The sequence below is a fragment of the Actinomadura montaniterrae genome, from assembly GCF_008923365.1.
Taxonomy (GTDB): Bacteria; Actinomycetota; Actinomycetes; order Streptosporangiales; family Streptosporangiaceae; genus Spirillospora; species Spirillospora montaniterrae.
Genome location: NZ_WBMR01000062.1, coordinates 20,490 through 46,747 on the forward strand (window position 1 = coordinate 20,490; position 26,258 = coordinate 46,747).

Below are 26,258 nucleotides of genomic sequence, written 5' to 3' on the forward strand. Positions count from 1 at the left end.
CGCCTCGCGGAGCGCCGACTGCGACGGTCAGGACCGGGCGGTCGAGGGCCGCGCCGGTTTCCGGGATCCGAGCCGCAGCCCGAGCGACTCCGCCACGGCGGCCGGGTCGGTGCCGGGCAGCCGTCCCGACGCGGCGAGGTAGCCGTCCGGGCGGATCAGCAGCCAGTCGCCCGGACGCGCGCCGAGGCCCTTCGCCAGCAGCCCGCCCGGGTCCCGGAGCGGCCCGGGAAGGGCGCCTTCCCTGTCCGCCGCCCCCGGGCCCGGGACGGTGCGGACCCGGACGACGCCCTCGCACGCCTCCGCCAGCCGCACCAGCGCGGGGCCGTCGCCGTCCCCGGCGAACGCCAGCAGCGACCAGCCGGGCCGCCGCAGCTCCGCCAGCAGCGAGCGCCAGCCGGCGGACTCGCCCTCCTCGGCGGACGTCACCCGGGCGACGCGCTCGCCGGCCGCCACGGCGAGCGCGCCGCCGGACGCGGCGGCGAGCGGCCCGGCCGGGGAGCGCAGGCCCAGCGCCGACGTGCCGCCCATGATCTTCCGTTCGATCCGCGACTTCAGCGGCCGGACGGTGCGGACCACCGCGAACAGCGTCCGCAGCGCGGCCCGCGCGACCGGGCCGCTCGCCTGGATCATCGTGGTGGTGCGGCGGGTGGAGCGCAGCAGCTCCGCGCCGACGGGGACGCGTTCGGCGTCGTAGCTGTCGAGCAGCCGGGCGTCGGCACGGCCGTGATGCACGTCGGCGAGCTTCCAGGCCAGGTTGCACGCCTCCTGGATGCCGGTGTTGAGGCCCTGCCCGGACGCGGGGCTGTGCACGTGCGCCGCGTCGCCCGCGACGAAGCAGCGCCCGGACCGCATGGCCGGCACCATGCGCTGCTGGATGGTGAACACCGAGACCCACGTCGGGGGCTCGACGGTGACCGCGGCGCCGCAGCCGGCCCGGATCTTGCGGGCGAAGCGGGCGGCGAGGGCCGCGTCGCCGGTGTCCCCCTCGTGGTCGGTGTCGCGGGTGTCGACCAGCCGCCACCGCCCGTCCTCCGCGAACGGCACCATCATCACGGCGCCCTCGCGGGTGCGCATCCAGTGGATGGAGTCGGTCGGCAGGTCGCAGCGCACCGCGGCGTCGGCGATCAGCCACGTCTCGGTCTGGTCGCCGCGGAGCCGCAGCCCCAGCTCCTTGCGGACGGTCGAGTGGCCGCCGTCGGCGCCGACCAGCCAGGCGGCGCGGACGGTCTCGGCGGCCCCGCCGGCGCGGACGAGCTCCGCGGTGACGGCGTCCCCGTCGTCGGAGAAGCCGGTGAGCCGCGTCCCCCACTCGACCTGGACGCCGCGGCGGGCGGCCGCGTCCCGCAGCACCTGCTCGGTGCGGGTCTGGTCGATCATGACGGAGTAGGGGTGCCGGGTCGGCAGCCGGTCGTAGTCGGCGTCGAACCGCACCAGGAGGCGGCCGCCCTGGTGCAGCGTGAGGTGCTCGACCCTGCGGGCCCGGGCGAGCATGGCGCCGAGGACGCCCATCTGGTCGTAGGTCTCCAGGGTGCGGGCGTGGACGCCGAGGGCGCGGCTGGTGGCGGCGGGGCCGCCGGCCGCGTCGACCAGGCGCACGGACAGGCCGTGCCGGGCCAGCTCGTGGGCGGCGGCCAGGCCGACCGGGCCGGCCCCGACGACCAGCACGTCACAGGTGGGAGCGGTTGGGGTCATTGCGGCTCGCTCTCGCGTTCGGGTGGGGGGACGGGGCGGGCGCCGCTCGTCGCGGGCCCGGTGAATCCGCGGGCGGGCAGGGCGTCCGCCTGGGACGCCCTGCCCGCCCGTTTCGGGGACCGTGCGGTCGCTATCCGATCTGCCAGCCGTCGACGGCCTTGGCCAGGCCGGAGATGAGCGCGATGAAGTCCTGCCGGGCCTTGTGGAACATGTCCGGGTCGACGAGCCCCTGCGCCTGGTCGAAGTACTCCTCGGCCTTCTGCGTCTGGTCGTAGAAGATGCGGACGAACGCGAGCACCACGTCCAGGACGGCGTGGTACTCCTTCTCGTAGACCGCGCGCACCTGCTCCTCGGAACCGGGGTCGGCGAGGATGCGGTCGGCGGCCTCCGCGGCGAGCGACCCGCCCTTCATGGCGAGCATGCAGCCGGTGGAGAACAGCGGGTCGACGAACGCCGCCGCGTCCCCGACCTGCAGGAACCCGGGCCCGCTCATCTCGGTGGAGCTGTACGACCAGTCCTTGGCGGTGCGCACCTGCGCCACCTGCGTGGCGTCCTGGAGCAGCTTCTTCATGAAGCCGGTCTCCTCCAGCTGCCGGTGCAGGAACCGCTCCGGGGTGAGCTCGGACGCCGCGAACACCGCGCTCGGCGCGACGAACCCGACGCTGCACGTGCCGTCGCTGAACGGGATCATCCACAGCCATCCGGGTGGGACGGCCTCGACGAGGATGTTGCCGGCGTCGTTGCCCTCCAGCCGGCCGCCGCCCTGGAAGTAGGTCCAGACGGCGAGGTTCTTCAGGTCCTCGTGCCAGATGACCGTGTCCCGGTTGCGGGCCATGAACTTCGCCTGGCCGGACGCGTCCAGCACCAGCGGCGCGCGCACCTCGACGAGCTCGTCGTCGCGGGACGCGCTGTACAGCAGGCCCGTGCAGCGGCCGTTGCTGAACACGGCCTTGCGCGCCTGGGCCTCCTCGATGACGGTCGTGCCGAGCCGCCGCGAGTGCATGAGCAGCATGTTGTCGAACTCCGCCCGCTTCACCTGGTAGGCGGGCGGGTCGAACTCGCCGGGCTCGATGACGCCGGCGTACAGCTCGTCGAACCGGACCGTCCACGGCTCCGGGGTGGCGCCCCACACGAGCGTCACGCCGCGCTTCGGGGTGGCGCCGAGGTCGGCGAGCGCCTGGCCGGCGCCGAGCTCCTGGACGATCGGCATCACGCCGGGGATGAGCGACTCCCCGATGTGGTAGCGGGGGAACTTCTCCTTCTCCAGCAGCAGCACCCGCCGGCCGCGCTTGGCCAGCAGCGCCGAGGCCGTGGCTCCGGCCGGGCCCCCGCCGACGACGACGGCATCGTACGTGTCAGGCATTGACGAACCTCCATTGTTCCCGGATGGCGAGCGCCTTGCGCCGCGGCTCCTCGGATGGCGTTACCGTGCGGAATTCGGTGGCGTTCACGGCCGGTCGGCAGAACCGGCGTGCACGACCCGGTAGGTGTTCCAGTCGGCGGAGGTCGTCAGCGCGTACCGCTCGATGTCGGTCGCGCGGCGGGCGGCCGGCCGCGCGTCGTCGGGGACGGAGCGGAACGCGTCGTAGGCCTCCTTGCCGGACCACTGCGAGTAGACGACGACGAAGGAGTTGTCGGGGCCGAGCGTCTCCAGCTCGCCGACCCCCTTGGGGCCCCGCGCGCGCACACCGCGCAGGACGCTCTGCGACCGGTAGCCGGGGGTGTCGACGAGCCATTCGTGCGCGGCGCTGATCGAGGAGATCAGCGCGCCCTGCCGCTCCGGCTGCACGTCGAAGATCTCGACGACCGTGTAGTCCTCGCGCTCCGGGGAGATCTCGGGGACCTTCCCCGCGTCCGGGTGGCACTGGCTCAGCTCGACCTCGGCCTGCAGCAGCCGGCCGTAGGTCATGATCTCCAGGAAGACCGACATGTCGCGGTGCTTGAAGACCTCGCCCGCGTACCACGACTGGAGGTCCTCGACGGCGCGCCACTGGATGAAGTTCAGCGTGCCGAGCCTGTCCTCGCCCAGGTGGACGGTGCTGGAGATCCAGCCGGGGTAGCCGACACTGTCGACCACCTCCATCGTCTCCTTGAGCAGGCGGTCCCGCTTCTCCGTGGTGTCGGTCTTGAACAGGTTGATGACGGTCAGGTATCCGTCCTCGGGATTGATGAACGGCATGGTCTCCTCGCCTTTCCACCGGGGGATGTCAGCGCGCTCGCCGGCCGCGGGCGGCCGCGGCCGGTCCGCGCGGCCGTGCGTCAGAGGGGCTCGTCGGCCTGGTAGGGCGGCGCGGGGTAGTACTGCAGCCGCCACTGCACCTCCCGGGCGTGGTCCCGGCCGTGCAGGCGGCCCACGATCCACAGCGCCATGTCGATGCCCGCGGAGATCCCCTGGCTGGTGATCAGGTCGCCGTCGACGACGTACCGCGCGTTCGGGACCACGGTGACGTCGTCGAGGGCCTGGAGGCGCTCGGTGTAGGCGTGGTGGGTCGTCGCCCGGTGGCCGCGCATCGGCCCGGCCTCGTGCAGCAGGAACGCGCCGGTGCTCACGCTGGCGGTCCACGCGGCGCTCGCGGCGGTCTTCCGGATCCAGTCCTTGATCGCCGAGTTGCCGAGCTCGCGCAGCACGCCGGCGCCGCCGGGGACCACCAGGACGTCCAGCGGCGGGTGGTCGTCCAGGGTGTGGCTCGGGACGACCCGCATGCCCTTCTGGCAGCTCACGGGGCCGGGCCTTTCGGCGATCAGCGCGGAGGAGTCGGCCCCGTCGCGCAGGATCGAGGAGACGGCGAACACCTCCCACGGACCGGTGAAGTCCAGCTCGTCCGCGCCGTCGAAGATCAGCAGCCCGTAGCCGGTCATGTGCGCCTGCCTTCCGTCGTGGACCGGAATCGATCGCGGTGTTCGGTGGGGGACGCCGTGCCCGTCCGGCCCCGGCCGGCGGCATCGCCGACCGGGGCGGTGAACCGTCCAGAGAACACGCTTTATGGATTCCAGGTCGTTTTCTGAAACCCCGCACAGTCGACGAATTGGTCCGTATTTCCCGTGCATCCCAAGCGTGCGTCGCGGCCGCCGGAGTGTCAAATGTGTCGGCCGCCGCCGCGAATAGGCAAGGGTCATCGCGAGGGCGCGCGTTCAAGTGCGCACACGGCATCGGTTGAACGGCATGGCCGAGCACGTGAAGCCGAGCACGTGAACCCGCCCACGCCCGCGTCATTGCGGGGTGGACTTTCACAGAAAACCGTGCGATGGGCAGCGTGGAAGTGCGATGGGCGGGGCCTAAGTGTGATGGGCGGGGGTCGAAGTGCGGGGGGCGGGGCCGAAGTCAGCCGACGTATTCCTGCACGGCCGCCTCCGGCTCCCGGGTCGGCCGAATGAGCGACAGCAAGGGCCAGGTGGCGAACGTCGTGATCAGCGCCATCAGCACCAGGACGGTGAAGAGCCGCCGGTCGATGATCCCGTCGGCGAGCCCCACGTTGAGCGCGATCAGCTCGGTCAGGCCCCGCGTGTTCATGAGCGCCGCGATCGTGGCGGACTCGCGCGGCGGCAGCCCGCAGAGCCGGGAGATCCCGTAGGAGGGCACCAGCTTCCCGGCGCAGGCGACGACCACCACGACCCCGAGCAGCAGGAGGGCCTTCCCGCGGACCGCGCCGATGTTCAGCGACAGGCCCGTGACCACGAAGAAGAGCGGCAGCAGCAGGCTCCCCACCTGGTCCATCGCGCGCAGCACGTCCGCGTCGGGCGCCCGCTTCCGGCCGTGCATCGCCAGGCCGGCGAGGAACGCGCCGAACACCGGGTGCAGGCCGAGCGAGGCGGTCACCCAGGCGCTCCCCATGGCCAGCGCGAACGCGACCGGCGCCGGGCTGGACAGCACCGACCGGCCCCGGTCCGTCCACCACGCCAGCGCGGGACGCACGACCGCCAGCATCACCACCACGAACCCGCCGACCAGCAGGATCGTCACCGGGAGCGGGAACCGGCCGGTGCGGCCGCCACCGATCAGCGCCGCGGCCAGCACCAGCCAGGCCAGCGCGTCCATGATCCCGGCCGCGGCGGTCGCGACGACGCCGGCGGTCGTCCTGGCGAGGCCGCGCTCGCGCACGATCGCCGCGAGGACGGGCAGCGCGGTGATGGACGTCGCCACGCCCATGAACAGCAGGAAGGAGCGGCCGTGGCCGCGCATGCCGAGGTCGGCGAACTCCGGGTGCAGGAGCAGCACGCACCCCATCCCGAGCGCCATCGGCACCAGGAGCGCGCCCAGCGCGAGCAGCGGCACGACCCGGCCGTGCCCGCGGATCGCGCCGAGTTCCAGCTCGTACCCGACCGAGAACATGAAGACCACGATGGCGACCTGCGAAAGCATGGTCAGGTAGGGCAGCGCGTCGCTCGGGAACAGCCGGCCGTCGAGATGGCCGGGCAATCGTCCGAGCAGGCTCGGGCCCAGCAGGATCCCCGCGATGATCTGCCCGACGACGGCCGGCTGACCGCACCTGCGCGCCGCCGCGCCGAGCAGCGTGGCGGTCACGAAGACCAGTGCGATATCGCCGATGACCACGGCCACTACCGGTTCCAATGGACGACCTCGTCTCGCATCTCGACGAATTGCCGGGAGCACGTTCGGAAACGGTGGTGAATTCCGGGTGAACGACACTCCTCGCGATTTCACCGGAAGGCTAGGCAGGGGATTCGGCACTGTCCATTTCGTGCCCGCCGGTGCGGGCGGGCGGTGAACGCCGCGGTCATTTCGGCGGATCGGTGCCACCGGATTGTGCGCGTCCGCCGGCGGCGCCTCGCCTGGTGGCGTCCGCGCGTTCAGGAGCCATTCGGCGTGCGCGGGCCACCATCGGTCACGAAGAGGATTCGCCAGGGCGGCGCGGTGAAAGGGAGGGCGGACGGCGACGGGAAAGGCCGATTCGCTCAGGCCTTGATGAAGCAGTCCCCCAGCGACGCCTCGAGCCGGTCGAAGGCCTGGTCGGCGGCCGTCGCGAGCATGCGGACGATCTCGTCGCGCGGCCGGCCGTCCAGCACGCGCCGGAAGGCCTCCCCGAACAGCACGCGGTGGACCGACGCGAGCTGCGCGACGACGATCCGCTGCAGCGGGTCGTCCTGCCCGGTCTCGGCGGCGATGGCGTCGCCGAGCGCCTGCTCGCGCAGGTCGGCGATCTCGCGCACCCGCGCGGTGAGGATGCGGCTGTTCTGCACCATCTGGGCGAACGCCGGGGTGGGGACGGCGTCCTCCGCGGCGATCCGGGCGGTGAAGTCGCGGCGGATCGCGGTGAGCGCGTTCTCCCCGGCGGGGCGCGCGGTGACGGTGTCGGCCAGGCTGCGGATGATCACCTCGGCCCGGTCGAAGACCAGGTCCTCCTTGCGGGGGAAGTAGTTCGTCACGGTCATCTTGGACACGCCGGCCGCGTCGGCGACCTCGATGATCTTCACTTCGTCGAAGCCCTTGGCCTCGAACAGCCGCATCGCGACGTTCGAGAGGGCCTGGCGCGTCTCCTGCTTGCGACGCTCCCGCAGTCCCATGGCCATGGCAGCACCGTAACACAAAATATGTCAGACCAGAATTCTAGGTCTGACCAGTGTCCTTGCCTTGACATAAATTTTGGCCCGTCGTACGTTCGTGCCGTGCCGCGACGGCCCGCGGTGCGGCGTGCAGCGAACCCCAGGCTCCTAGCGAGGTCACGATGTCGATACTCGGAACGGCCGGCCGCGCCTGCTTCCGTCACCGCTGGACCACCTTGCTGGCCTGGATCGCCGGCCTGGCCTGCCTGGTGACGCTGTGGCAGCTCTACGGGGCCAGCCCCGACAACGACGTCAACACCAGCGACCCCGGCCAGACCCTGCTCGACCGGCACTTCCCCCAGCAGTCCGGCGACCGGCTCACCGTCGCGATCAAGTCCGCGGCGCCGGTCACCGACGCCGCCGTGCGCCCCCGGGTGGAGGCCGCGCTGGCGCCGCTGCGCACCGCGCCGCACGTCTCTGGGGTCAGTGATCCGTACGCGCACGTGTCCCGCAACGGGCACATCGCGTTCGCGACCGTGCAGTTCACCGAACCGGGCACGTCCCTGCCGACCAGCGAGATCAAGAAGCTGATGAAGCAGGCGACCGAGGCGTCCGGGCACGGCGTGACGTTCACGCTGGGCGGCGACGTCGTCGACAAGATCGACGCACCGTCCGGCGGGTCCTCCGACGGGATCGGCGTCGCGGCCGCCATGATCGTGCTGCTCATCGCGTTCGGGTCGTTCCTCGCGATGGGGCTCCCGGTCGCGACCGCGCTGTTCGGCATCGGCACCGGGCTGTCGCTGCTCAAGCTGCTCGGGCACCTGTTCCCGGCGCCGTCCTACTCCCCCATCATCGCCACCGGCATCGGCCTCGGCGTCGGCGTGGACTACGCGCTGTTCATCGTCACCCGGTTCCGCGACGAGCTGCGGGCGGGCGCCGATCCGGAGACCGCCACGGTCACCACGATGCGCACCGCCGGACGCTCCGTGCTCACCGCCGGGATCACCGTCGTGATCGCGATGCTGGGCCTGCTGGCGCTGCGCGAGTCGCTGATGAACGGCGTCGCGGTGGCCGCCGCCGCGACGGTCGCGATGACCGTGCTGGCCTCGATGACGCTGCTGCCCGCCTTCCTCGGCTTCACCGGCACGCGGCTGGCGAAGCCGTCCCGGTTCACGTTCCGGCGGCGGCGCACGGGCACGGACGCCGCCGGCGAACCGAACGCCGCCGGACGGTGGGCCTCGTTCATCCAGCGGCGACCGGTGGTCGCGACGGTGAGCGCCCTCGCCGTGATCCTGGCCCTCGCCGCGCCCGTCCTGTCCATGCGCCTGTCGATGCCGGACGAGTCGACGCAGCCGCGCGGGTCGATGAGCTACGCGACGTACAGGACGATGTCCGAGGGGTTCGGCCCCGGCTTCGACGCGCCGCTGATCGTGGCGGCGAAGCTCCCGTCGCGGGCCGCCGCGCCGGACGCCGCCGCCCGGATCGCGGGCGCCCTGCGGTCCCGGCCCGGGGTCGCCGAGGTCGCGCCGCCCGTCGTCGCGGCCGACGGCCGGGCCCTGATGATCATCGCCTACCCGACCACCCAGGAGCAGGCCGCGGCGACGAACGCGCTGGTGAAGACCCTGACCTCGGACACGCTGCCGCGGGCCACCGCCGGCACCGGGGTGCGCGCCTACCTGACCGGCCCGAACGCGGGGAACATCAGGTTCACGAACTTCATCGGGCAGCGGCTGCCGTGGGTCATCGCGATCGTCCTGGTGCTGTCGATGCTGCTGGTCCTCGCGATGTTCCGGTCCGCGGTGATCATGGTCACCGCGGCGGTGATGAACCTGCTGTCGATCATGGCCTCGTACGGGGTGCTGACCGCCGTGACCCAGTGGGGCTGGGGCGGCGGGCTCGTCGGCTTCCCGGAGAAGATGCCGGTCACCACCTGGGTCCCGGTCTTCCTGTTCGTGATCCTCTTCGGGCTCTCGATGGACTACCAGGTGTTCCTGCTGTCCCGGATCCGGGAGTCCTGGCTGGACGGCGACACCAACTCGGCGGCGGTGTCCCGCGGCCTGTCGGTCACCGCCCGCGTCATCTCCGCCGCCGCCGCGATCATGGTCGTGGTGTTCTTCGGGTTCGTCGCGACCGCCGACGTCGCGGTGAAGCAGATCGGCCTCGGCCTCGGGGTGGCGGTCCTCATCGACGCGACGGTCGTGCGGCTCGTCCTCGTGCCCGCGGTGATGGAACTGCTGGGCCGGGCGAACTGGTGGATGCCGTCCTGGCTGGACCGCGTCCTGCCGCGGGTCGAGGAGCCGCTCGCCCCGGAGCCCGCCCCGAAGCCGACCGCCGCCTGATCCCGGCGGCCGGCCGGCCGCCGGGACCCGCGACCTCACCGGGACCGCGGGCCTCACCGGGACCCGCGACCTCACCGGGACCGCGGATCCTTTTTCCTTTCACAGGCCGGAGGCGGACGGGTTGATCACCTGGGCCCGCGAATCGAGTTCCTGGGCGAAGTCGCTCCACATTTGCGAGTAGTGACGGGCGAGCTGCAGGACGGTCGCGACACAATGCGGCGGAACCGCCGCGGCCGGATCCGGGTGGGCGAGGCTGACCGCATTGATGTGCAGCAGGCGGAGCATGCCCCGCCCGCGTTCGCTGCTATGCAGCGACGGGTCGCGGGAAAGCCGCTCCACGATGACGGACGGATTGGCGCCCCCGGCGGTACGCGGACCCCGGGCCGGACGGCCGGCCGCGCGCACCGCTGACGCACTCCTATTTCCGGGTTCGGTGCCGCGGGCCGCGGCCGGCTTTTTCCGTACCGGCGGCTCGCCGCGTTCCAGGCGCTTGCGCACATCGAGGACCGTCGCCGGGGACATCCCGACCGCACGGGCCACATCCCGCAGCGACGCCTCCGGCTGCTCGGTGAGCAATTCCGCGGCGCGCTTCCTGGCCTCGCTGGTGTCCAGCGGCCGGACCTTTCCATCCCTTCCGACGCGCGCGTCCGCCTGCTTCGACTGTTTCGCCGACCGGCGCCGAATGGACGCGATGGTCTTCGGCGCCAGACCGGCGACCTCGGCGATGGCACGGTCCGACAGGTGCGGATGCGTGGAGATGATCCGCTCGGCGGCGGCCCGGCGGTCGGCCTGCCGCAGCGGAAGCCCGTGCGCGATGTTCTCCTGGACGGCGCGCAGGAACATGTCCGCCTCGCTGTCCTCGGTGAACACCACCTCGATGGTCTCGCGGCCCTGCAGCGACGCCACCATCAGACGGTGCATCCCGTCGATGACGCGCATGGTGCGCCGGTCCACCAGGATGGGCGGGAGCGGTGTCTCCATCTCGGCGAGCCGCGCGACGTGGGCACGGTCCACACCGTTCAACCGCGGCGAGTCGCCGGCCCGGAGCGAGACGATCGGCACGGTTTCCATCGAGCTCTGATCTCGGTATCCCGAATGATGCGGATGATCACCTGGGCGGGTCATGACTGCTCCCCTCTGGAATGGGCGCCATAGAACAGTCTCACTCCCGCGCTTTGCCTTCCGCTGGTGGCTCTGCTGACAGAGAACTGCCGTACCCGGCAATCGCGGCATGACCGTTCTTCCTGATCAGGAGAGTGCCCCGGTGCGGCGCCGTCCGCTAACTGCCGTAGTACGGTCGGCGTACACGGCAAAGAACCCGCTTTGCACGGATAGTTAGGTGGCGATTTTCACACCGGCGACCGCTTGCGACAAGTGGACGGGGATGAATCAGAAGGGCGGCATGACTGAAATACAAGAACATGAAGCCCTTAATGGAAGCGCACCTTACCACAGGGTAACCCTTTGATGGCCCGCTCCTGAAACCGGGCATCCGACCCGCCCCATCAGCGAAATCTCTGATAGTGACGTTGATCTCCACCGCCACCCCGGCCCACGTCCGGACAACCCCCTTGACATCGACCCTCGAACGATATCAAGCAGCACAACTACTTAATCTTTCAACCACCCGCCGCCAAACAAGCGGATAACCATCAGAAAACCGTCGTAACACACCATTTTTATAACACATGAGAACGTCGCAGACAGAACTCCGACGACCTTTACGCGCGCGGAATGCCAACGCAGAAGTCGCAGAATTCAAGCGACTCGAAACAAGCCGCCCCGCGCCCGAAATCCACAGATGACAACCACCCGAACCGGCGGGCGACCTCCCGACTCAGGTGGCGTGACCTGCTACAACGCGCTCCCCAGGTCCAAGCCGACCGTCCCGGAAGCCCGCCCACGGCGGAGACGGGGAATGCACCGGGCTCCGTTCCGCAGCGCCCCGAAGATGGGACCGTGCCAATCTGGACCGCTACAAAGAGAGCATTGCCGGGCGCCCCTTCCGGCGGCGCGATCCGAGACGCCCGGTCAGGCGCCCAGCTCGGCGTCCAGCTTCGCCAACTGCGCGTCGTAGATGCTTCGCAGCCCCTTCGGGGCGAAGGTGCGCTCGAAGAAGCCGCCCACGCCGCCGGCCCCGTCCCAGGTCGTCCTCACCTGGACCCGAGCGCCCCCGGTGGCGGGCGACACCTTCCAGGTGGTGACCATCGAGGAGTTGGCGTCCTTCTCCACGAGAGTGTCGGCGCCGGGGGCGCTGACCGAGAAGAGGCAGTCGCGCACCCGCTTGCTCGTGGCGGCGAGCTTCCAGTGCACCACCGTGCCCTCGCCCTGCCCGCCCTCACGCACGTCGTACTCGCTGTAATGCTCGGTCAGCATCCTCGAACGCACGCCCGTGTAGTCCGCGAGCGCTGCGAACACCTGCTCCGGGCTCGCCTTGAACGTCTTCTCCGCGGTGACCACGACCTGTCCCATGCCCCCAATCCTGCCGCACCCCCTCCACGGACGCCGCACGACACCCCACCCCACGACCGGAACGGGGCGACGCTATTCGCCCCCGCCCGCCGCCACCCGTCCCGCCGCACACCTGCGCAGTTCACGGGCCTCGTCCGGCCGGCCGGTGCGTTCCAGCAGGTCGGCCAGGTCGGCCAGGTTGACCATGACCTGGCTGTTGGCCTCGTAGTCCTCATCCCGATCGTCGGGGTCCTCGTGCGCGGCCATCTCCTCCAGGGCCGTCCGGTACCAGGTCTCCGCCTCCTGCAATTCCCCGTCCTCCTCAAGGAAGGTGCCGCGCGTGGCCTCCTGAGGGCGGCCGAGCTCTTCGCAGCAGCGCCCCAGCAGGTACGCCGCATGCGCGTGATCCGCCTCGGCGGCGCGGCGGAGAAGGGGTTCGGCTTCGGCGTAATCCCCGCCGAAGTACAGGGCCTCACCCTCTTCGTACGTGTCCTGCATGATCCGGAACTCTAGGGTGCGTGCATGGATTTCGATGCTGTCCGGACGTTCGTGGCCGCCGCCGACGCGGGGCAGTTCCAGGAGGCCGCCGCCGAGCTGGCGGTCACCCAGCAGGCCGTGTCCAAGCGCATCGCCGCGCTGGAACGCGCCCTCGAGGTGCGGCTGTTCACCCGCACGCCGCGCGGTGTCGAGCTCAGCATCGACGGGCAGGCGTTCCTTCCGCACGCGCGGGAGCTGCTGCGGGCCGCCGACCGGGCCGTCGCGTCCGTGCGCGCCGGACGGCGGCCGCTGCGCGTCGACATCATCAGCTCGCGCGGCGCGGCGTCGGGCCTCATGCGCGGGTTCCACCGCGCGCACCCCGAGATCGACCTCGACGTGGTGATGCTGTTCGGCATCGAGACGGCCGTCGACGCCATCCGGTCCGGCGAGATCGACGCGTCGTTCCGGGCCGTCGCGGCGCCCGGACGGCCCCTGCCGAAGGACATCGAATCCGTCCGGGTGCTGGACGAGCCGCTCGAACTCCTCACCGGCCCCGCGCACGCGCTGGCGTCCGCGCGGTCGCTGACCCTCGCGCAACTCGTCGGGCACCGGATCTGGATGCCCGGCATCGTCCCCGGAACCGAGTGGGCCGCGTACTACGACGACCTCGTCGCCGAGTTCGGCCTCACCATCGAGGCGACCGGGCCCAACTTCGGCTCCGACGCGCTCCTCGACACGGTCGCCGACACCCCGGCGCTGGCGACGTTCATGGGCGCGCGGACCCGTCTCGTCTGGCCCGCCGGGCACGGCCTGCGCCGCATCCCGGTGACGGACCCGATGCCCGTCTACCCGCACTCGATCCTGTGGCACCGCGACAACGGCCATCCGGCGCTCGCCGTGCTCCGCGCCCATCTCGCCGCCGCCGCGCCCGGCCACGACGCCGCCGGGACCTGGATCCCCGGCTGGGCGAGCCGCTCTAGCCGACGGTGACGGTGAGGCGTTTCGGGTTGCCGTCGCTTGCGGCGCCGGACACGTCCGGTTGCCCGTCCGGGCAGACGTCGTCGTAGGGGAAGGCGTATCCGATCGGGGTGTTGGCGTGCAGGATCCGGGCCCAGTGGTTGGTGGTCGGGTCCTGGTAGTAGTCCGGCTCGCGGGTGCCGTTCGGCTGGTCGGCGCTGCTGAGGATCGTGCTGCGGTTGAACGCGGCGGCGATGCGGGCGAGCAGGCCCTTCTTGATGTCGGAGTCGCCGGGGTTGTTGGCGAACGGCCCGTCGTTGCAGGTGAAGATGTCCTTGGACGCGGGCCGCGCGAACGTGCTCCCGTCGTTGAAGGTGAGCACGCCGCCGTTGACGCGCCCGGTGTAGACGCCGCGTCCGCCCTGGACGTCCACGCGGAGGTCGGTTCCGGCGTACTTGTCCCACACCCGGCCGACGTAGGCGTCCCAGTACGAGGAGAAGGCGCCGGGGTGGCTCGCCATGTGGTCCTGCGGCGCGACGACCCGCGGGACGCCGCCGCCCTTGCGGATGACGAGCTGGTCCCACGGCTGCCCGTCGACGTTCGCCTGGGCGGCGAGGGCGTTCGCGACCGCGTCGACCGCTCCGGCGGGCGCGGGCGCGACCGTGTGCGTGGAGTCGCCGGCGAGGTCGAGCCCGATCGGCAGGGCGGTGAGCAGGTCGACGTAGGAGACGTTCGCGAACAGCTGCGTCGGGTTGAACGTGAATTCGCAGAACGACCAGGTCTTCAGGTAGTTGGGGTCGGACGGGTTGGCGAACGCGGGCTCGACGAGCGCGGGCCCGGGATTGACGAAGAAGTCGAGCCTGTCGTTCTTCACGAAGTAGATGCGGGCGGCGTACATCTGGCCGAGGGTGAGGTTCGCCTCGCCGCCGGCGGCGACCGGGATCGAGCAGTCGGGGAGCGGGGTCTGCGGCGCGGAGGGCGACGCGGGATAGTACGGCGTGCTGTCGGCGCGGAGCAGCATCAGCCGGTCGGTGCCCTGTTCACGGCCGGTGATGTAGGCGTTGACGGGAGCCGCGCCGTGGTTGGCGAGCGTGAGCCCGCACGTCGAGGGTGCCGCGAGGGCGGGCCCGCCGAGCAGGCCGCGTCCGAACGGGACGGTGAGCGCGGCCGTTCCGGCCGCTGCGAGGAACGATCTGCGGGTGACCAACGGAGACTCTCCTGGCGGGGGTGGGGACGGTTCGCCGTTGTGATGACACGCGCGTCTCAGGAAGAGATGTCGACGGTCTTCACGGTCGCGGACGGCACCATTACTGTCAAGAGTCTTTCCAATTAGGCCCGGACACGGCGCCCGCCAGCCCGTCCCGGAATTCGCCGACGGCCTTCAGCAGGCGTCTTCGGCCGCGTCGCCGGGGCCGTGCAGGTCGGAGAGGTCGACGTGCTCGGCGACCTCCTCGACGTCGCGGCAGTAGGCGACCAGGCGCCCGCGGCGGGTGAGGAGGAACCAGGTCTGGCCGGCGCGCGCATCGGGATGGCGGGCGCGGGCGAAGGCCACGTCGGCGTCGCCGAGCCGGACGGCCTCGACGCGCAGCCCGTCCGGCCCTTCGAGGTGGCCGGCGTGAGGCATGGGGGAAGTGTGCACCAGCCGGCGCGATCCCACCAGGCCCGATCGTGCTCAGCGGGCGCGGATGCCGTCGAGGATGAGCGCGATGACGTCCTCGGACTCGGCCGCGGTCTCCGGGGAGCTCCATTCGGCGGCGTGCATCGGATCGTGGTAGCGGCTGGTCGCGTTGAGGACGGCCCGCGCGATCGCCGCCGGTTCGCCGGCCGCGAAGTCGCCGCCGGCGATCCCGTCGGCGACGATCGCGCGGATCAGGCCGACCAGGAACTCGACGTGGCCGGACGACACGCTGCTGTGCTCCGCCGCGAGGACCCGGAAGGTGGCGAACAGTTCCGGGTCCTCCCTGGCCTTGGCCCATTTCGCGGCGAACATGGCGGTGAGGAGGCGGCGCAGCCGGTCGGGCGGGGTCGGGCCGGAGTCCTGGGCCGCTGCGGCGAAGTCGTCCCGCACCCGGTCGAGCCAGCGGCGGATCACGGCCTCGCGCAGCGCCGCCTTGGACGGGAAGTGCCGGTACACGCTCCCGTGGCTCACTCCGAGGAGCCGCGCGACGTCGAGGACCGTGGTCTTCTCCGGGCCGTGGCGGCGCAGCACCTCCTCGGTGGCCGACACGATCGTCTCCGCGTCGAGTGGCTCCCCGCGCATCAGGCCTCCTCATCGGGCTCGCCGGAGGCCGGCGCCGGGCGGGCCTCCACGGCGGAACGTACGGCACGGGACTAACGGAAGCCAAACCCCGTCGACCGTCATCTGGATGACAATTATTGAAATCTGTCATTCGCTGCTTGTACGGTGGGCGGCGAGCGCACCGGACCGCGGCGCGTTCCGCCCGCGCTCTCCTGGGCCGCGGCGACGTCCCCGACACGAGGAGAACCCATCAGCACCCCCACAGCCACGTTCGCCGGCCGCACCGTGTCCCGGATCGGCTACGGCGCGGCCCAGCTCGACCGGCTGCGCGACCGGCGCGGCGAGGCCGTCGCGCTGCTGCGCCGCGCGGTCGAGCTCGGCGTGAACCACGTGGACACCGCCGAGTTCTACGGCTTCGGCTTCGCCAACGCCGTGATCCGGGAAGCCCTCCGTCCAGGCGACGGCGTCCTGGTCGTCACCAAGGTCGGCGCGGATCCCGACCCGGGCGGGCGCCTGCCGCTGCGGATCGCGCAGCGGCCGGAGCAGCTCCGGGCCAGCGTCGAGGACAACCTGCGCGGCCTCGGCGTCGACCGGCTGCCGGTGGTGAACCTCCGGCGCCTCGACTCCGGTCCTGGCCTGCGCGCCGAGGGCGACCAGGTGGTCGACCTCGACGACCAGCTCGCGGTGATGACGGCCCTGCGCGACGAGGGCAAGATCGGCGCGATCGGGCTGAGCAGCGTCACCCTCGACGGCCTCCGCCGCGCCCTGCCCGCCGGGATCGCCTGCGTGCAGAACGCCTACAGCCTCGTCTCCCGCGACGACGAGGACATGCTGCGGCTGTGCGCGGCCGAGGGCATCGCCTGGGTGCCGTTCTTCCCGCTCGGCGGGGCCTTCCCCGGCCTGCCCAAGGTCACCGAGGAGCCGGCCGTCCACGCCGTGGCCGGGGCGCTGGGCGTCACGCCGTCCCAGGTCGGGCTCGCCTGGCTGCTGCGGCACGCCCCGAACGTGCTGCTGATCCCCGGCACCGCCGACCTCGCCCATCTGGAGGCCAACATGGCGGTCGGCGACATCGCGTTCGACGACGCCGCCGACGGCGCCCTCGCCGCCCTCGACGCCGTCGAGTCCCGCTCCAGCGAGGTCCCGATCGGCGAGCCGGGACGGGCGTCGTGAAGGCGGTCGTCTACCGCGGCAACGGCGGCCCCGGCGTTCTCCGGCTCGTCGACCGCGACCTGCCCGCGCCCGGTCCGGGGGAGGTCCGGGTGCGGGTCGCCGTGTCCGGGGTGAACCCGGCCGACGTGCAGGCCCGCTCCGGGGCCGCCTTGCGGTTCCCGGAGGTCACCCCGCACCTGGACGGCGCGGGCGTGATCGACGCCGTCGGCGACGGGGTCGATCGGGGCCGGGCCGGGCAGCGGGTCTGGGTGTTCCTGGCCGCGGCCGGACGGTCCACCGGCACCGCCGCCGAGTTCACCGTCGTGCCCGCCGAGCAGGCCGTGCCGCTGCCGGACGGGATCGGGTTCGAGGTCGGCGCCTCGCTCGGCGTCCCCGCGCTCACCGCGCACCGCGCGCTCACCGTCGCCGAGGACGGCCCGCGCCGCCTGCGGCCCGGCGCGCTCGACGGCCGGGTGGTGCTCGCGGCGGGCGGGGCCGGGGCGGTCGGGCACGCGGTGATCCAGCTCGCCCGCTGGGCCGGCGCCACCGTGATCGCGACGGTCAGCGGCCCGGAGAAGGCCCGGCTGGCGGCCGCCGCCGGCGCCCATCACGTGGTCAACTATCGCGCGGGCGACCCGGCGGCCGGGATCCGCGCGATCGCCCCGGACGGCGTCGACATCGTCGCGGAGGTGGCGCTCGGCGCGAACCTCGCCCTCGACCTGGCGGTGCTGCGGACGCGCGGCACGATCTCGACCTACGCCAACGACGGCGGCAAGCCGGTCGAACTGGACGTGCTGCGGACCATGGTCCTGAACGCGCGCCTGCAGTTCCTGGTGCTCTACACGGCCGGCCCGGACGTGCGCGCTGCCGCTGCCGAAGACGTCGCCGCCGCCGTCCGCGACGGTGCCCTGCCGGTCGGCGAGGAGCACGGCCTGCCGCTGCTCCGCTTCCCGCTCGACCGCACCGCCGACGCGCACCGTGAGGTGGAGGGCGGCGCGGTCGGCAAGATCCTGGTGGACGTCCCGGTACCGGACTAGTGATCCGCAGGGCGCCGGGCGACGAGCGCATCGATGCGGTGAGCGATCTGGAGGGGTTCCTGCGGGAACCGCGCGCGGAGCAGCTCGGCCAGGTCGGTGTCGAACGCGGCGATCCGGTCCGGCGGCAGGGTGGCGCCGATGCCGCTGGCGCTGCGCATGCGTCCCCGCCAGGCGCGATGGGTGAAGGGGACGACGGTGTCGAAGGCGAACCCGTGCAGGCCCTCGAAGCCGGCGGCAGCCAGCTCGTCGCGCCAGTGCGGGTTCTCGGCCAGGCCGCCGGCCTCGGGCCAGTCGGGGTTGTAGGCGCGGGCCAGGTCGAGGCTGGCGGCGCCGACGCTGCCGGGTCCGGTGGAGAAGTCGCGGTAGCAGATGACCAGCGCGCCGCCGGGGACGAGCAGGCGACGCGCCTCGGCGACGGCGCGCGGCCGGTCGAACCAGTGCCAGCACTGACCCGCGCTGACCACGTCCCACGCCTGGCCGGGCAGCCCGGTGTCCTCCGCCGGCGCCCGCCGGTAGGACACGCCGCCGCTGTGCCGCTCGGACGCCCCGGCGCCGGGCCGCTCGGACGCCCCGGCGCCGTGCCGCTCGGCCTTCGCGAGCAGTTCCGGGGCGACGTCGACCCCGACCACCGTGCAGCCGGCCGCGGCGAAGCCGCGCGCGAGCACTCCGGTCCCGGTCCCGACGTCCACGACGCGCTGGCCGGGCAGCCCCACCCCCAGGGCGGCCAGCCTGGCGAACAGGTCGGACGGGAATTCCGTCCGGTATCTCGCGTAGTCGTGCGCCGTCGGACCGAAGTTCACCGCCATCCCGCCATTGTCCGCCGAACGCACCGGGCGGTGAATGCCCGCCGCGCTCCCCCGGCGGGCGGGCACGAGCGGGACGGGCGCGCGAGATGTCGTCCGGTTCGACCGTTTCCTGGCGATCAGTGGTTCTAGGCTGTCCGGCGTGACCTCTGGGCAGACGGTGATCGACGGGCGCTTCGAGCTGCGGGGACGGCTCGGCAGCGGCGGGATGGGGACGGTCTGGCGCGCGTTCGACCTGGCCCTGCACCGCGAGGTCGCGCTGAAGGAGGTGCGGCTCGCCGGAAGCGACGCGGCGGAGGGCGACCCGTCGGTCGCGGAGATGATGCGCGAGCGGGTGATGCGCGAGGCGCGCGCGCTGGCCCGCCTCCACCATCCGAACGTGGTGACCATCCATCACATCGTGGACTCGCCCGACATGCCGCACCCGTGGCTCGTGATGGAGCTCGTCCCGGGGCGGTCCCTGCAGGACCGGCTGGCGGGCGGGCCGCTGCCTCCCGCGGAGGCGGCGGCGATCGGGCGCGGGATCCTCGCGGCCCTGCGCGCCGCGCACGCGGCGGGCATCTGCCACCGCGACGTGAAGCCCGCGAACGTCCTGCTGCGCGCGGACGGCACGGCGGTGCTGACCGACTTCGGGATCGCGGTGCTGGAGGAGGCGTCGCGGGTCACGGCCACCGGCGGGCTGGTGGGCTCGCCGGAGTACATCGCGCCGGAGCGGCTGCACGGACGCGAGGGGGACCCGGCCTCGGACCTGTGGTCGCTCGGCCTGCTGCTGTACGTGGCGGTCGAGGGCCGCAACCCGCTGCGCCGGACGACGGCCGTGGCGACGCTGGCGGCGGTGATGGCCGCCCGGATCCCGCCGCCGCAGCACGCCGGTCCGCTCGCGCGCGCACTGCAGGCGCTGCTGGTACCCGACCCGGCGGCCCGGCCGACGGCGTCCGAGTTGGACGATCTCCTGGCCCAGGCGGCGGACGCCCGGCAGACCCCGGCGCCTCCCCCGCCGCCCCCGCCGCCCGTCCACCCGGCAGGCCCCGGGACGAACCCGAACGGGTTCTCGGGGACCGCGGCCTCGGTGCCCGCGCGGCGGCGCCGGACCGGGCTGATCGTCGGCGCGATCGTCGTGCCCGTGGCCTGCGTGGCGGCGGTGCTGCTCGTGACGGCCGTCATCTTCGTCCCCAGGCTGCTCAAGGAGGCCGGGGGCGCGGACGCCGGCGCGGGCCTGCCGTCCGGCACCGTCACCCCCTACGACGCGCAGGGCCCGGGCAAGGCCGCCGCCGGGCCGAAGACCCTGCTCACCCCGGCCGCCGTCCGCAACGTGATCAAGAAGTTCGAGGCGGCGTCGGGGTCCCGGCAGTTCGCGGGCATGACCGTCTACGCGGACCGCGCGAACGCCGACGCGCCGGTCCGCGGCCGCCGCGGCGCGTTCGACAACTACACCTACGAGAAGGGCGCCGACGCCGCCGTCAAGGCGCGCCCCAGCATCGGCGTCACCGACGACGCCAAGGTGAATCTGAACGGCTTCAACTGGGACGCTCTCCCGGCGCTCATGAGCCGCGCCGCGCGCACACTGAAGGTGCCGAAGCCGACGAACAAGTACGTGATCATCAGGGCGTCCTGGGCCTTCAACGGGGACCGGCCGACCATGATGGTGTACCTCACCGACGACTACGGGGGCGGCTACCTCGCGGCGAACACGCAGGGCAAGGTCGTCACGACCGTCCCGGCCGACTAGCGTGCCAGCGCCGCAGCTTGTCCGGGTTCAGGGTGATCCACACGGCGGTGACCACCGGGCCGGCGGTGCTGACGCCCACCACCGCCACGGCCCGTCCCGTCCGGTGCAGGAGGAGTCCCGTGCGGCCGTTCACGGACCGGACGGTCACGCCGGTCCGGGGCTCCCCGGCCAGCAGGGCCGTCATGAAGCGGGCGACGGCGTCCGCGCCGTGGGCCGGGCGGGCGGCGGCGCGGACCTTGCCGCCGCCGTCGCTGACCACCATCGCGTCGCCGGCCAGGACGTCCATCAACGCCGCCGTGTCCCCGGCGCCGCACGCGGCGGCGAACCGGCGCACCACGCGGTCGTGCCGCGCGAGCAGGGCCGCGTCGGAATGGTCGCTCTCGGGGTGGCGCCGCAGCCACGCGGTGACGGGATCGGCCGCGGGGCGCCCGGACGGCGCCCGGCGAACCGTTTCCTCGGGCATGGGCACGGCGTCGTCGCCGTCGCGGACGCCGCCGGTGAGCAGGCCCAGGCAGATCCCGGCCGCCACCCGCGTCAGCCACGCCCGGGGCACCGCGATGGCCGCGCGTTCGTCGTCGTCGAGCGCGTACCAGCGGCGGTACGTCTCGTGGACGATCCGGTCGGCCGCGTCCGCGCCGAACATCCCCTCCGCGATGTCCAGCAGGTGCCGCCGCTCGTCGAGCATCTCCGCCAGCGACACCGTCCCGTCCGGGCCGGTCACCGCCGCCCGTCCGGGGAGCGGCCGCCGGACGCGGCGGTGATCTTGGCGGGGTTCATCATCCACAGGATCCGGCCGATGCCCTGCTCGGACGCGTCGACGGTCAGGACGGTGAAGGTCGCGCCGTCGCGCCGGAGCAGGGCGGCGGCCTGCCCGTTGACGGTGGCCCATTCCACCTCGACGCCGTCCCAGAACCGGTCCGCGAACGCCCTGACGTACTTGGCGACGCGGAACGCCCCCACCACGGGGAAGCGGGACGCCCGGGCCGCGCCGCCGCCGTCGGAGTAGCTGACCGCGTCCGCCGCAAGGAGGTCCTCCAGGGCGGCGAGGTCGCCGGCGCGCGCGGCGGCGACGAAGGCGGCCAGCAGCCGCCGCTGCTCCGCGCCCGTCACCGGCGCCCGCCGCTCGGACCGCAGGTGCTTGCGGGCCCGGCTGACGAGCTGCCGCGCCGCCGCCTCACCCACCTGCACGATGGCGGCGATCTGCGGGTACGGGTAGTCGAACGCCTCCCGCAGGACGTAGGCGGCGCGCTCCGTCGGCGACAGCCGCTCCAGCAGCATCAGCACCGCGAGGTTGAGCGCCTCGCCCCGCTCGGCGCCGAGGTGCGGGTCGGCGCCGGTGTCGACGGGCTCGGGCAGCCAGGGTCCGATGTAGGTCTCGCGCCGGACCCGCGCGGACCGCAGGACGTTGATCGCCAGCCGCGTCGCCGTCGTGGCGAGGAACGCCGCGGGGTCGGCCACGGCGGCGCGGTCGTAGGTCTGCCAGCGCAGCCAGACGTCCTGCACCAGGTCCTCGGCCTCGGCGACGCTGCCGAGCATCCGGTACGCGATGCCGAACAGGCGCGGCCGCACCTCGGCGAAGACCGCCGCGGCGCACTCGAGATCGCCCGCCGCCTGCACGTCGCCAGGGGCCTCCGCGTCGCCCGCCGGTCCGCCGTCCGCCACCATGCTCGCCCCCGTTCCGGATCGCGGGGCGGTCCGGTCGCGCCCGCCCATCATGCGTCGCCGCGTCCCGCGAGCGGGGCGGTCCCGGCCGGGCCGGACGCCTCCTCGCGGAAGTCGATCTTGCGGTGGGTCCCGTCGCAGAGCGGCTTGCCGGAGGAATGCCCGCAGCGGCACAGGGTCATGCGGTTGCGGGTCTCCAGGGGCCGCCCGTCGGCGCGGTGGACCGGCACGCCGCCGGTCACCCACAGGGCGCTGGCCAGGCCGTCCTCCTCTTCGAGGACGGAGATGGCAGGCGGCAGGTCGGGCTCGATGGTCTCGCCGCCGCGCCGCAGGGCGTAGCTGTAGGAGCCGGACGGGCAGTGATCGATCCGTCCCATGACGTTGGAGCGGACGTCGCTGTCGCCGGTCTCGGCGAGCATCTCCGCGATCGGCCGGGTGCGCCCGATGCAGAACGCGGCGTGAATGCACAGCTCACCGACCCGCTGCGCCGAGATGTCCACCCCGTCATGCACGTGCTGCAGCTCCTTGTAGGGCCGGACGTCGGCGGTCTCGGTACCGTCGAACCCGATCCGGCCGTGCGTCCCGTCGCAGAACGGCTTGGACCGCGAATGGCCGCAGCGGCACAGCGCGTAGACGGGCTCGGTCGGCAGGGCGTCGCCGGTCTGCCAGGTGAGCGCGGCATTGTTGTCGGAGGAGACGATCTTGCGTTTGCGGCGGAGCGGGACGCCGCCGTAGACCAGGTACGGGCCGTCGGGCAGCACGTTGACGCGCTGCGGCTCGTCACCGATGCTCCATCCGCGCTCCTGCAGCGGGACGTACTCGAACGTCGGACCGGCCGTGGTGCCCTCGCCGTCGGGCATGCGCATCAGCGCCTGAGCCTGCGCCTTGAGCTTGTACATCGTGGCGACGGCGACCGCGAGCAGCCGCGGGCTGCCGTTGAACGCCTGCTCCAGCAGGTGCAGCAGGGTGCAGTACGTCCGGTTGAACTCCTCCTGCGCGGTCCGGATCGCGCTGCCCGGCGCATGGTCGGCAATCCTCGGGTTGGGCCGCATCGGCAGAACGCCGCCGAAGTCCACCCCGACCGGCTCGCCGGTCGGCCCCGACCGCGGGGTGTCGCCGCGACGGTAGCGGCGGCCGGCCCGCAGCTCCTGGAAGCGGTAGTAGTGGGCGACCTCGTCCCGGTCGGGGTGGTGGACGTCGGGGTCGCCGTCCCAGACCGCGCCGCGGGACGTGCCCTCGCCCTCCTCGACGATCTCCTCCAGCGCGGCCAGCGCCGAGGCCAGGCCGGTGACGGCGATCATCCGTCCGGCGGTGTGCTGGAAATGCGCGGCGCCGATCTGGCGGGCCGGGTCGCCGGTGAAGATCTCCGCCTCGCCGAGCCGGGCGCACAGGCCGCGCAGCCCCGCCTCGATCGCGTCGTAGAACTGCCCGATCGTCTCGTAGCCGGTGTCCTCGGCGGGGGCGCCGGGCGGCGCCGGCCGCTCCAGACGCAGGAACATGTCCAGTGCCTCGTCACCGAACGGCAGCAGCGACAGCTCCAGCGACGGCGCCGCGTGCGGCAACCGCCGGGGATGCGGCGGCAGCAGCTCCGGCGCGTCCAGCCGCGGGCTCCCGCCGACGGCATTGAGCAGATTCGCCGCCAGCGTCAGATGCAGCATCTCCTCGATGAACACACCCGCCACCGCCTCGACGGCCTCAGGGTTGCGCTCCGGGTCGAGCGAATAGAGCGCACACAGGTACGGCGGCAGGGTCGCGTGCTCCAGCTCGACCGCCCACTGCAGGTGCTCGCGGAGATCGCCGATCGTGGCGATCCTTGGCGGCGGGACGGCAGCAGTGTCCCGCCGCCGCCCGGGCACGCGGGCGGCGCCGAGGAGGTTGCGGAGCTCGACCTCCTCCCGCTCGACGTCGGCCGGGTCGAACAGCCACTCCTCGGCCGGCAGCTCCGCCGCCCGGCCCGGGTCGCTCGACTCGGCCAGGTCGAGCTCGGCCTCGACCTCCGCCTCGAACTCGATCTCGAACTCGTCGCCGGTCGGCGTGCTCATCTGTCCTCCGCACACGGTTCGTCGGGATGGCCGCCCGGCCGGACGCCGTCGCGGCGCCGGCGGGGTGTCACTTGGCGGGGTTGGCCGCCAGCCAGTCGGCGTAGGTGATCTCACCGAGGGTCGCGGCGCCCTCGTCCGGGACGAGGTCGCGCTCGTGCATCTCGGCGCCGAAGTAGTGCGCGTGCGGGTCGGTGACCACCTCGCGCGGATCCCCCCACGCCGCCAGCGCCTTGCGGAAGAACTCATCCATCCGCGACACCTCCGGACCGGCGATCTGGATCCGCCCGTTCAGCGGCGCGCCCGCCGCCGTCCGCGCCACCACCGCCGACACCTCCTCGCCCGCGATCGGCTGGAACAGCACCGGCGGCATCGGAACGGTGCCGCCCCCGGCCGCCGCCTCGTCGGCGATCCGCCGCCCGAACTCGAAGAACTGCGTCGCGTGTACCAGCGAGAACGGGACCGGCGACGCCTCGATCAACCGCTCCTGGGCGACCTTGGCCCGGAAGTAGCCGATGTCGGGCCGCCGATCGGTGTTCACGATCGTCAACGCCACGTGATGACCCACACCCGCCTTGCGCTCGGCCGCCAGCAGGTTGCCGGTCGAGGTGGTGAAGAAGTTCAGCACCGCCTCGTCCTCGAACGACGGCGAGTTGGACACGTCCACCACCACCGACGCGCCCTCCAGCACCTCCGCCAGCCCCTCACCGGTCAGGGTGTTCACCCCCGTGTTCGGCGCCGCCGGCACCGCCTCATGCCCGTGCTCGCGCAGCAGCCGCACCGCCTTCGACCCGATCAGCCCCGTACCACCGATCACCACGACCTTCATCACAAAGCCCCTCTCGTCCGCCGGGCCGTCGGTCACCACCCGGTCGCCAGCTAAGACACGCCACCCCATCCACCTGTGACAGCCCCGCGAAAGATTTTCCGGAAATGGCGTAGGGCCGCCGGACCGGGTGGTCTGGCGGCCCTGTTCGGCCGGTTCATCGGGGGTTATGCCTTGTTGAAGGTGTGCTTGGCCCACAGGTAGGACACGACGGCGATGCCGGCGCACCAGGCGGTGGCGATGGCGGCGTTGTTGCCGATGGGGGTGTCGAGGAGGAGTCCGCGGAGGGTTTGCATGATGGGGGTGAAGGGCTGGTATTCGGCGAACCAGCGCAGGGCGGTGGGCATGGAGTCGGTGGGGACGAACCCGCTGCCCAGGAAGGGCAGCAGCACCAGGGGCATGGGGGCGTTGCTGGCGGCCTCGGGGGTGGAGGACTTCAGGCCGAGCGCGACCGACAGCCAGGTGATGGCCAGGGCGAACAGAGTCAGCATGGCGACGGCGGCGACCCAGTCCAGCGCGGTGGCGTGGGGCCGGAACCCGATCGCCAGGGCGATGGCGGTCACGACGGCCATGCCGATGATCTGCTGGATGACGGCGGCGACGACGTGGCCGGTCAGGACGGAGGCGCGGGAGATCCGCATGGTGCGGAACCGGGCGATGATGCCTTCGGTCATGTCGGTGGCGACCATCACGGCGGTTCCGGTGGCGCCGGTGGCGACCGCCATGAGCAGGATGCCGGGCAGGACGTAGTCGATGTAGGCGTCGCGTCCACCGCCGAGCCCGCTGCCGAGGGTGCCGCCGAGGACGTAGACGAACAGCAGCAGGATGATCACCGGGGTGACGATCAGCTGGACGGTCATGGACGGGTAGCGGATCAGGCGCTTGAGCTGCCGGCGGACCATGGTGCGCGAATCGCGCGCCGCGAGGGAGAGGGTGTTCATCGCGCGGTCTCCTGCTTCTGCTCGTCGCGGTCGTCGTGGTGGTGGTGGGGTTGGCCGGTGAGGGTGAGGAAGACGTCGTCGAGGTCGGGGGTGTGGACGCTGAGGTCGGCGGGTTCGATGCCGGCGGTGTCGAGGCGGGTGAGCAGATCACGCAGGGAGGCGACGCCGCCGTCGGAGGGGACCTGCAGGGTGAGCCGGTCGTCGTCGCAGGGGTCGATGAAGCCCTGGCCGAGCGCGGTGAGGGCGCCCTTGAGGGTGTCGTCGTCGGTGAAGCGCAGCGACACGTGCCCGCCGGGGATGAGGCGTTTGAGGTCGTCGGCGGTGCCTTCGGCGATGAGGTGGCCGTGGTCGAGGAGGGCGATGTGGTCGGCGAGTTCGTCGGCTTCTTCGAGGTATTGGGTGGTGAGGAAGATGG

Annotated in this window: 23 protein-coding genes and 1 pseudogene; 5 read left to right on the plus strand and 19 right to left on the minus strand. The window is 72.6% G+C overall.

The window, feature by feature from the left end:
- Positions 1-27: 27 nt before the first annotated feature.
- From F9B16_RS21675 to F9B16_RS21700, 6 genes are all read right to left on the minus strand, one after another.
- Positions 28-1,692 carry an FAD-dependent oxidoreductase gene (locus F9B16_RS21675; protein ID WP_151541933.1) on the minus strand — a complete coding sequence of 555 codons (1,665 nt, stop codon included), beginning with the start codon at positions 1,690-1,692 and terminating at the stop codon, positions 28-30.
- Between the two features lie 130 nt (positions 1,693-1,822).
- Positions 1,823-3,055 (minus strand): NAD(P)/FAD-dependent oxidoreductase, encoded by a 1,233-nt coding sequence (locus tag F9B16_RS21680; RefSeq protein ID WP_151541934.1) that lies wholly within the window; start codon positions 3,053-3,055, stop codon positions 1,823-1,825.
- Positions 3,056-3,139: 84 nt separating this feature from the next.
- A complete protein-coding gene (locus F9B16_RS21685; protein WP_151541935.1) occupies positions 3,140-3,871 on the minus strand; it encodes an antibiotic biosynthesis monooxygenase family protein in 732 nt (243 codons plus the stop codon).
- Positions 3,872-3,951: 80 nt separating this feature from the next.
- Positions 3,952-4,551, minus strand: a complete 600-nt coding sequence (locus F9B16_RS21690; RefSeq protein ID WP_151541936.1) for a DJ-1/PfpI family protein — start codon at positions 4,549-4,551, stop codon at positions 3,952-3,954.
- Positions 4,552-5,014: 463 nt separating this feature from the next.
- Positions 5,015-6,262, minus strand: a complete 1,248-nt coding sequence (locus F9B16_RS21695) for a cation:proton antiporter (protein ID WP_151541937.1) — start codon at positions 6,260-6,262, stop codon at positions 5,015-5,017.
- 344 nt (positions 6,263-6,606) lie between these two features.
- Entirely contained in the window at positions 6,607-7,221 is a 615-nt protein-coding gene (locus F9B16_RS21700) for a TetR/AcrR family transcriptional regulator (RefSeq protein WP_151541938.1), read from the minus strand.
- Positions 7,222-7,376: 155 nt separating this feature from the next.
- Between F9B16_RS21700 and F9B16_RS21705 the strand changes: the two genes are divergently transcribed.
- Entirely contained in the window at positions 7,377-9,533 is a 2,157-nt protein-coding gene (locus tag F9B16_RS21705; RefSeq protein ID WP_151541939.1) for an MMPL family transporter, read from the plus strand.
- Positions 9,534-9,632: 99 nt separating this feature from the next.
- Here the strand turns inward: F9B16_RS21705 and F9B16_RS21710 are convergent, their stop codons facing one another.
- The 3 genes from F9B16_RS21710 to F9B16_RS21720 form a co-directional block, all read right to left on the minus strand.
- Positions 9,633-10,604 carry a ParB/RepB/Spo0J family partition protein gene (locus F9B16_RS21710; protein ID WP_151541940.1) on the minus strand — a complete coding sequence of 324 codons (972 nt, stop codon included), beginning with the start codon at positions 10,602-10,604 and terminating at the stop codon, positions 9,633-9,635.
- A 960-nt stretch (positions 10,605-11,564) separates the two neighbouring features.
- Positions 11,565-12,005 (minus strand): SRPBCC family protein, encoded by a 441-nt coding sequence (locus tag F9B16_RS21715; RefSeq protein ID WP_151541941.1) that lies wholly within the window; start codon positions 12,003-12,005, stop codon positions 11,565-11,567.
- A gap of 72 nt (positions 12,006-12,077) precedes the next feature.
- Positions 12,078-12,482: a tetratricopeptide repeat protein gene (locus tag F9B16_RS21720; protein ID WP_151541955.1), complete on the minus strand. Its 405-nt coding sequence runs from the start codon at positions 12,480-12,482 to the stop codon at positions 12,078-12,080.
- 24 nt (positions 12,483-12,506) lie between these two features.
- Between F9B16_RS21720 and F9B16_RS21725 the strand changes: the two genes are divergently transcribed.
- On the plus strand, positions 12,507-13,451 hold the full coding sequence (locus F9B16_RS21725; RefSeq protein ID WP_151541942.1) for a LysR family transcriptional regulator: 945 nt from the start codon (positions 12,507-12,509) through the stop codon (positions 13,449-13,451).
- On the opposite strand, the gene F9B16_RS21730 is transcribed toward F9B16_RS21725, so the two are convergent.
- From F9B16_RS21730 to F9B16_RS21740, 3 genes are all read right to left on the minus strand, one after another.
- Positions 13,438-14,625, minus strand: a complete 1,188-nt coding sequence (locus tag F9B16_RS21730; protein ID WP_151541943.1) for a beta-1,3-glucanase family protein — start codon at positions 14,623-14,625, stop codon at positions 13,438-13,440. The two genes, F9B16_RS21725 and F9B16_RS21730, sit on opposite strands and share 14 nt — an antisense overlap.
- 174 nt (positions 14,626-14,799) lie before the next feature.
- On the minus strand, positions 14,800-15,042 hold the full coding sequence (locus F9B16_RS21735) for a hypothetical protein (protein ID WP_151541944.1): 243 nt from the start codon (positions 15,040-15,042) through the stop codon (positions 14,800-14,802).
- A gap of 48 nt (positions 15,043-15,090) precedes the next feature.
- Entirely contained in the window at positions 15,091-15,678 is a 588-nt protein-coding gene (locus F9B16_RS21740; RefSeq protein ID WP_151541945.1) for a TetR family transcriptional regulator, read from the minus strand.
- 264 nt (positions 15,679-15,942) lie between these two features.
- Between F9B16_RS21740 and F9B16_RS21745 the strand changes: the two genes are divergently transcribed.
- Entirely contained in the window at positions 15,943-16,827 is an 885-nt protein-coding gene (locus F9B16_RS21745) for an aldo/keto reductase (protein ID WP_225991833.1), read from the plus strand.
- Complete coding sequence (locus F9B16_RS21750; protein ID WP_151541946.1) at positions 16,824-17,843, plus strand: NADPH:quinone reductase; 1,020 nt, start codon at positions 16,824-16,826, stop codon at positions 17,841-17,843. The genes F9B16_RS21745 and F9B16_RS21750 overlap by 4 nt, the downstream gene beginning before the upstream one ends.
- Here F9B16_RS21750 and F9B16_RS21755 read toward each other — a convergent pair.
- On the minus strand, positions 17,840-18,649 hold the full coding sequence (locus F9B16_RS21755) for a class I SAM-dependent methyltransferase (protein ID WP_151541947.1): 810 nt from the start codon (positions 18,647-18,649) through the stop codon (positions 17,840-17,842). The genes F9B16_RS21750 and F9B16_RS21755 overlap by 4 nt on opposite strands.
- Before the next feature lie 139 nt (positions 18,650-18,788).
- Here F9B16_RS21755 and F9B16_RS21760 point away from each other — a divergent pair, with 139 nt between their 5' ends.
- Positions 18,789-20,375 carry a serine/threonine-protein kinase gene (locus tag F9B16_RS21760; RefSeq protein WP_225991834.1) on the plus strand — a complete coding sequence of 529 codons (1,587 nt, stop codon included), beginning with the start codon at positions 18,789-18,791 and terminating at the stop codon, positions 20,373-20,375.
- Here the strand turns inward: F9B16_RS21760 and F9B16_RS21765 are convergent.
- From F9B16_RS21765 to F9B16_RS21790, 6 genes and pseudogenes are all read right to left on the minus strand, one after another.
- Positions 20,353-21,096, minus strand: a complete 744-nt coding sequence (locus tag F9B16_RS21765) for a nuclear transport factor 2 family protein (protein WP_151541949.1) — start codon at positions 21,094-21,096, stop codon at positions 20,353-20,355. The two genes, F9B16_RS21760 and F9B16_RS21765, sit on opposite strands and share 23 nt — an antisense overlap.
- Positions 21,093-22,040, minus strand: coding sequence for an RNA polymerase sigma-70 factor (locus F9B16_RS21770; RefSeq protein ID WP_151541950.1), 948 nt, complete (start codon positions 22,038-22,040; stop codon positions 21,093-21,095). The genes F9B16_RS21765 and F9B16_RS21770 overlap by 4 nt, the downstream gene beginning before the upstream one ends.
- A 47-nt stretch (positions 22,041-22,087) precedes the next feature.
- Positions 22,088-24,079: a ferritin-like domain-containing protein gene (locus F9B16_RS21775; protein WP_151541951.1), complete on the minus strand. Its 1,992-nt coding sequence runs from the start codon at positions 24,077-24,079 to the stop codon at positions 22,088-22,090.
- Positions 24,080-24,146: 67 nt separating this feature from the next.
- On the minus strand, positions 24,147-24,905 hold the full coding sequence (locus F9B16_RS21780; RefSeq protein ID WP_151541952.1) for an SDR family oxidoreductase: 759 nt from the start codon (positions 24,903-24,905) through the stop codon (positions 24,147-24,149).
- 164 nt (positions 24,906-25,069) lie between these two features.
- A complete protein-coding gene (locus F9B16_RS21785) occupies positions 25,070-25,843 on the minus strand; it encodes an ABC transporter permease (protein ID WP_151541953.1) in 774 nt (257 codons plus the stop codon).
- Positions 25,840-26,258, minus strand: a pseudogene (locus F9B16_RS21790) (ABC transporter); the annotation flags it as partial. The pseudogene F9B16_RS21790 and the gene F9B16_RS21785, both read right to left, overlap by 4 nt.